Below are 6,153 nucleotides of genomic sequence, written 5' to 3' on the forward strand. Positions count from 1 at the left end.
GAGGGGAGCGTGGCGAAGCTGTTGTTCAGGAGGACGATCTGGGCGACCGCGCGCGTGGCCTCGGAGCCCGAGCCCATGCTGACGCCGATGTCGGCGTCCTTGAGCGCGAGCACGTCGTTGACGCCGTCGCCCGTCATGGCGACCGTGTGGCCGTTGGACTGGAGCGCGCCGACCATGTCGCGCTTCTGCTGCGGGGTGACCCGCCCGAAGACGGCGTTCTCGTCGAGGGCCTTGGCCATGTCGGCCTGCTCGGTCGGCAGCCTGCGCGCGTCGACGGTGTTCTCGGCGCCCGGCAGGCCGAGCTTGCCGGCGACCGCGCCGACGGAGACCGCGTTGTCGCCGGAGATGACCTTCGCGCGGACCTCCTGGTCCGCGAAGTAGCGCAGGGTGTCGGCGGCGTCGGGGCGCAGCCGCTGTTCGAGGACGATCAGGGCGGTGGGCCGGGCGCCGGTCCCGACGGCCGGGTCGTCGAGCTCGCGCGTGGCGCGGGCGAGCAGCAGCACGCGCAGGCCCTGTTCGTTGAGCTCGTTGATCTCGTCGAGGGCCGGGTCGCCGGCCGGGAGGAGGACGTCGGGGGCGCCGAGCAGCCAGGTGTTGTTCTCGCCGTCCCCCTCGCTGAAGCTGGCGCCGCTGTACTTGCGGGCGGAGGAGAAGGGCAGGGACTCGGTGCAGCGCCATTCCGCGCTGTCCGGGTAGGCGTCGATGATGGCCTGGAGGCTGGCGTTGGGGCGCGGGTCGGACTCGCCGAGCGCGCCGAGCACCTTCTTGACGTACGCGTCCTGCGCGCCGCCGAGCGGGCGCAGCTCGGTGACGTCCATGCCGCCCTCGGTGAGGGTGCCGGTCTTGTCGAGGCAGACGACGTCGACGCGGGCCAGGCCTTCGATGGCCGGCAGTTCCTGCACCAGGCACTGTTTGCGGCCGAGCCGGATGACGCCGATCGCGAAGGCGACGGAGGTCAGCAGGACCAGGCCTTCGGGGATCATCGGGACGATGCCGCCGACGGTCCGGGCGATGGCGTCCTTGAGGTTGTCGTCCTTGACGACGAGCTGGCTGATGATCAGGCCGATCGAGGTCGGGATCATCATCCAGGTGACGTACTTGAGGATGGTGGAGATGCCGGAGCGCAGCTCGGAGTGGACGAGCGTGAAGCGGGTGGCCTCTTCGGCCAACTGGGCGGCGTAGGCCTCGCGGCCGACCTTGGTGGCGGTGAACGCTCCGCCGCCGGCGACGACGAAGGACCCGGACATGACGGGGTCGCCGGGCTTCTTCAGGACGGGGTCGGCCTCGCCGGTGAGCAGGGACTCGTCGATCTCCAGTCCGTCGGCCTCGCCGACGGAGCCGTCGACGACGACCTTGTCGCCGGGTCCGAGTTCGATGACGTCGTCGAGGACGATCTCGGAGGTGGAGATCTCGGCGGTCCGCCCGTCGCGGCGGACGCTGGGTTTGGCTTCGCCGATGACGGCGAGGCCGTCCAGGGTCTTCTTCGCCCGCATCTCCTGGATGATGCCGATGCCGGTGTTCGCGATGATCACGTAGCCGAAGAGGCTGTCCTGGAACGGCGCGACGATGAGCATGACCACCCAGAGCACGCCGATGATGGCGTTGAACCGGGTGAAGACGTTGGCGCGGACGATGTCGGCGGTGGAGCGGCTGCTGCGGACGGGCACGTCGTTGACGGCTCCGCGGGCGACGCGTTCGGCGACTTCGGCGGTGGTCAGGCCGGCGGGCTTGAAGCGTGGCGCGGGCGGCCGGACGGGGTGTACGGGGTCCAGCTCGGCGCCCGCGTCGATGGCGGTTCCGGTGGCGACCGGCTCGGAACCATTGGGGTCGGTCTGTGCCCGCTGCGTCATGCAATCGACGGTAAAGGGGGTTTTACCGCTTCACCCGCCGAGAAGTCCGAAGATCCGACTTCGGGATGAGGGGAATCGTCCTGCGGTCGCCCCGGGAGCGGCCCGCTCCGGACGCGGCCCGCTCCGGCCTCGCGTCAGCCCGCGGCCGGGCCCGCCGGGCCGGATGCCGTCTCCTGCGCGGCCAGCGCATCGGCGTGCCGCTTGAGGGCGGCGTCGCGGCCCCGGACGTACCAGAGGCCGATGAGGCCGAGGACGCCGCCGGCCGCGCAGCACCAGACCCACCAGAGCAGGTCCCGGTCGGCGAACCAGCCGTAGAAGGGGAGCTGGACCAGGAACATGGCGAACCAGATGATCGTGCCGCCGGTGACGGTCGCGACGACCGGGCCCTCCAGGGGCTCGGGCGCCTCGTGCTTCGCAGTCCATTTCGCCATGCCCTCAAGTCTAGGTGCGCCGAAACGGGGTCTACGCGCGGAGATGGACGGGCTTTCGTTCATGTGTTCATACTGAAACGGTGTGGGCTTGGCCCATTTTCTTCGTATGAAACCCCCAATGCCCCGCAATGAGGACCGTAGAGGACCGTATGAGCACGTCGGCCCCCGCATCCGCGCCCGCCACCCTCCCGGACCCCGCCCCCGAGCGCGCGTCCGCCCTGGACCGCCATTTCAAGATCTCCGAGCGCGGTTCCACCATCGCCCGTGAGGTCCGCGGCGGTTTCGCCACCTTCTTCGCGATGGCCTACATCATCGTGCTGAACCCGATCATCCTGGGCAGCGCGAAGGACATGTACGGGCACCAGCTCGACAGCGGCCAGCTCGTCACCGCCACCGTCCTGACGGCGGCCTTCACCACGCTCCTGATGGGCGTCATCGGCAACGTCCCGATCGCGCTCGCCGCCGGTCTCGGCGTGAACACCGTGGTCGCCCTCCAGCTCGCCCCGCGCATGAGCTGGCCCGACGCCATGGGCATGGTCGTCCTGGCCGGTTTCGTCGTGATGCTGCTGGTGGCGACCGGCCTGCGCGAGCGGGTCATGAACGCCGTCCCGCTCGGCCTGCGCAAGGGCATCGCGATCGGCATCGGCCTGTTCATCATGCTGATCGGCCTGGTCGACTCGGGCTTCGTCACCCGCATCCCCGACGCCGCGCACACCACCGTGCCGCTCACCCTCGGCACCGGCGGCCACCTGCACGGCTGGCCGGTCCTGATCTTCATCGCCGGCGTCCTGCTGACCCTCGCCCTGCTGATCCGCAAGACGCCCGGCGCGATCCTGATCTCCATCGTGGTCATGACCGTCGTCGCCGTGGCCGTCCAGCTGATCGCCGGCCTGCCGGACTCCGGCTGGGGCCTGACCGTGCCCGAGTGGCCGGGCAACCCGGTGGCCGCGCCCGACTTCGGGCTCGTCGGCCAGGTCAGCCTGTTCGGCGGGTTCGGCAAGGTCGGCCTGCTGACCGGCGTCCTCTTCGTCTTCACCGTGCTGCTGTCCTGCTTCTTCGACGCGATGGGCACGATCCTCGGCGTCGGCGACGAGGCGAAGCTGATCGACGAGGACGGCAACTTCCCCGGCATCAACAAGGTGCTGCTGATCGACGGCCTGGCCGTCGCCTCCGGCGGCGCCACCTCCTCCTCGGCGACCACCTGCTTCGTGGAGTCCACGGCCGGCGTCGGCGAAGGCGCCCGCACCGGTCTCGCGAACGTCGTCACCGGCGGCCTGTTCACCGTGGCGCTGTTCCTGACCCCGCTCGCCACCATGGTCCCGTCCCAGGCGGCCACCCCCGCGCTCGTGGCGGTCGGCTTCCTGATCCTGGCGGGCTCGGTCAAGGACATCGACTGGAGCGACTTCACCATCGCCGTCCCGGCCTTCCTGGCCATGGTGATGATGCCCTTCACGTACTCGATCACCAACGGCATCGGCTTCGGCTTCATCAGCTTCTGCGTGCTGCGACTGGCGACCGGCCGGGGCCGTGAGGTCCCGGCGGCCCTGTACGCCGTCTCCGCGGTGTTCGTCTTCTACTACGCGATGCCGGCCCTCGGCCTCACGTAAGGCCGTAGAACTTCTCCGTCTCGTCGACGGCGGCCTTGAAGCGCTCGTCGAAGTCATCGCGAATGAGCGTCCGGACGACATAGTCCTGGACGCTCATTCCGCGTTTCGCGGCATGAGTCCGGAGGCGGTCGAGCAGCTCCCCGTCTATGCGCATGCTCAGCACGTGTGTCCCCATGCCGAAAGGGTCGTGGCACAGACCGCCGAAGCGTGTCGCTTTCCACTGCCGACTCACCCGTACGAGTGACACGGTTAAATGGCGTTCTTTAGAGAGAGTAATGAGGTAGTCTAAAGAGATGCTCGACCTTACCCATGGCGACGACGCTGCCGCCGTGAACGACCTCCGCTCCGCCGTCATGCGGCTGGGCCGGCGCCTGAAGCACCAGCGCGTCGACGAATCGCTGAGCCCGACCGAGATGTCGGTCCTCGGCACCCTCGCCCGCTGCGGCCAGGCCACCCCCGGTGAGCTGGCCCGCCGCGAGCACGTCCAGCCTCCGTCGATGACCCGCATCGTGGCGCTGCTGGAGGCCAAGGGTCTGGTCAGGCTGCAGCCGCACCCGGACGACCGCCGCCAGAAGGTGGTCACCCAGACCGAGGAAGCCGAGGCGATGCTCGAAGAGAGCCGTCGCAAGCGCAACGCCTTCCTGGCCGGGCTCGCTGCCGAGCTGACCGAGGACGAATGGGCCAAGCTGCGCGAGGCCGCGCCCGTCCTGGAGAAGCTCGCGCACCTGTAGGAGACGACGCCAGGAGGCGAACGCTTTTGAGTACGGGAAACGGAGCAGACTCCGCACCCGGCCATACACCCACCACTACCACCGGGCGCCCGACGCGCTCCACACGCTCCACGGGCAAGAACAACTCGATGTTCAGCTCGCTGAAGATCCGGAACTACCGGCTCTTCTTCATGGGACAGGCGGTGTCCAACACCGGCACCTGGATGCAGCGCATCGCCCAGGACTGGCTGGTCCTGTCCCTCACCGGCTCGGCCTCCGCCGTCGGAATCACGATCGCGCTGCAGTTCCTGCCGATGATGGTGTTCGGCCTCTACGGAGGCGTCCTCGCGGACCGGCTGCCCAAGCGGCCGCTGCTGATCGTCACCCAGACCCTGATGGGCCTGACCGGTGTCGCGCTCGCCGCGCTCACCCTCGCCGGACACGTCAACGTGTGGCACGTGTACCTCGCGGCCTTCCTGCTCGGCCTCGTCACAGTCGTGGACAACCCCGCGCGGCAGACCTTCGTCTGCGAGATGGTCGGCAAGGGCCAGCTCGCCAACGCCGTCAGCCTGAACTCGGCGAACTTCCAGTCCGCGCGTCTGGTCGGCCCGGCGGTCGCCGGTGTACTGATCACCGCCGTCGGCTCCGGCTGGGCCTTCCTGCTGAACGGGCTGTCCTTCGCCGCGCCGGTCGCCGGCCTGCTGCTGATGCGGACCCGCGAACTGCGGCCGGTCGAGACGCAGCCGCGCGCCAAGGGCCAGCTGCGCGAGGGGCTGCGCTACGTCGCCGGCCGCCCGGAGCTGATCTGGCCGATCGTGCTGGTCGGCTTCATCGGCACCTTCGGGTTCAACTTCCCGATCTGGCTGTCGGCGTTCGTCAGCGACGTCTTCCACGGGGACGCGGGCACGTACGGGCTCTTCAACACGCTGATCGCCGCGGGCTCCCTGGCAGGTGCGCTGCTGGCGGCCCGCCGCGGGCACTCGCGGCTGCGGCTCCTGGTCGCGGCGGCGCTGCTGTTCTCCGCCCTGGAGGTCGTGACGGCCTTCGCGCCCGGGTTCTGGCTGTTCGCGGCGCTGCTCGTGCCGATCGGGATGTTCGGCCTGACGGTCAACGTCACGGCCAACGCGAGCGTCCAGATGGCCGCCCACCCCAAGATGCGGGGCCGGGTGATGGCCCTGTACATGATGGTGTTCACCGGCGGCACCCCGATCGGTGCACCCGTCGTCGGATGGGTGACGGACACCTACGGAGCCCGGATCGGCATGGCCGCGGGCGGCCTCGTCTCGCTGGCGGCCGCCGCGGCGATCGCGGTGATCCTCTCCCGGGTGGGCAACCTCCGCCTGAGCGTGAGCCGCCACGGCGTCACGTTCGTGCCGTCCGCGCGCAGCCGGGAACTGGTCGCGGCGGCCTAGGCGACGTCCGGCGGGGCCGGCCCGGGATCGCGTCCGGCGTGATCCCGGGCCGGCCGCCCCCCCGCCGGCCGCCCCCGGGGGGCCGGCGGGGGGCCCGGGCGGTTATTCACCACAACGAGCCCCCCCGACCCCATGGGGTCGGG

At 70.0% G+C, this 6,153-nt stretch carries 6 protein-coding genes; 3 read left to right on the forward strand and 3 right to left on the reverse strand.

The window, feature by feature from the left end; genetic code table 11:
- Together ACFXA3_RS32180 and ACFXA3_RS32185 are read right to left on the reverse strand one after the other, a co-directional pair.
- Nucleotides 1-1,850 (reverse strand): HAD-IC family P-type ATPase (locus tag ACFXA3_RS32180; protein ID WP_385192572.1); only part of this gene is annotated, 1,850 nt, incomplete at its 3' end.
- A gap of 134 nt (nt 1,851-1,984) precedes the next feature.
- On the reverse strand, nt 1,985-2,281 hold the full coding sequence (locus tag ACFXA3_RS32185) for a DUF2530 domain-containing protein (protein WP_385192575.1): 297 nt from the start codon (nt 2,279-2,281) through the stop codon (nt 1,985-1,987).
- A gap of 149 nt (nt 2,282-2,430) precedes the next feature.
- Between ACFXA3_RS32185 and ACFXA3_RS32190 the strand changes: the two genes are divergently transcribed.
- Nucleotides 2,431-3,888, forward strand: coding sequence for an NCS2 family permease (locus ACFXA3_RS32190; RefSeq protein WP_385192577.1), 1,458 nt, complete (start codon nt 2,431-2,433; stop codon nt 3,886-3,888).
- Here the strand turns inward: ACFXA3_RS32190 and ACFXA3_RS32195 are convergent.
- A complete protein-coding gene (locus ACFXA3_RS32195; protein WP_030156886.1) occupies nt 3,881-4,063 on the reverse strand; it encodes a hypothetical protein in 183 nt (60 codons plus the stop codon). The two genes, ACFXA3_RS32190 and ACFXA3_RS32195, sit on opposite strands and share 8 nt — an antisense overlap.
- A 118-nt stretch (nt 4,064-4,181) precedes the next feature.
- Here ACFXA3_RS32195 and ACFXA3_RS32200 point away from each other — a divergent pair, with 118 nt between their 5' ends.
- Together ACFXA3_RS32200 and ACFXA3_RS32205 are read left to right on the forward strand one after the other, a co-directional pair.
- Complete coding sequence (locus ACFXA3_RS32200) at nt 4,182-4,619, forward strand: MarR family winged helix-turn-helix transcriptional regulator (RefSeq protein WP_030156888.1); 438 nt, start codon at nt 4,182-4,184, stop codon at nt 4,617-4,619.
- Nucleotides 4,620-4,645: 26 nt separating this feature from the next.
- Nucleotides 4,646-6,010, forward strand: a complete 1,365-nt coding sequence (locus ACFXA3_RS32205) for an MFS transporter (protein ID WP_385192580.1) — start codon at nt 4,646-4,648, stop codon at nt 6,008-6,010.
- Nucleotides 6,011-6,153 lie beyond the last annotated feature (143 nt).

This window comes from Streptomyces sp. NPDC059456 (assembly GCF_042750055.1).
GTDB lineage: Bacteria > Actinomycetota > Actinomycetes > Streptomycetales > Streptomycetaceae > Streptomyces.

Bases quoted from the DNA above. Each gene is read 5' to 3' on its own strand.
- ACFXA3_RS32185 (WP_385192575.1), bottom strand. From the start codon at position 2,281: ATGGCGAAATGGACTGCGAAGCACGAGGCGCCCGAGCCCCTGGAGGGC.
- ACFXA3_RS32190 (WP_385192577.1), top strand. From the start codon at position 2,431: ATGAGCACGTCGGCCCCCGCATCCGCGCCCGCCACCCTCCCGGACCCC.
- ACFXA3_RS32195 (WP_030156886.1), bottom strand. From the start codon at position 4,063: ATGGGGACACACGTGCTGAGCATGCGCATAGACGGGGAGCTGCTCGAC.
- ACFXA3_RS32200 (WP_030156888.1), top strand. From the start codon at position 4,182: ATGCTCGACCTTACCCATGGCGACGACGCTGCCGCCGTGAACGACCTC.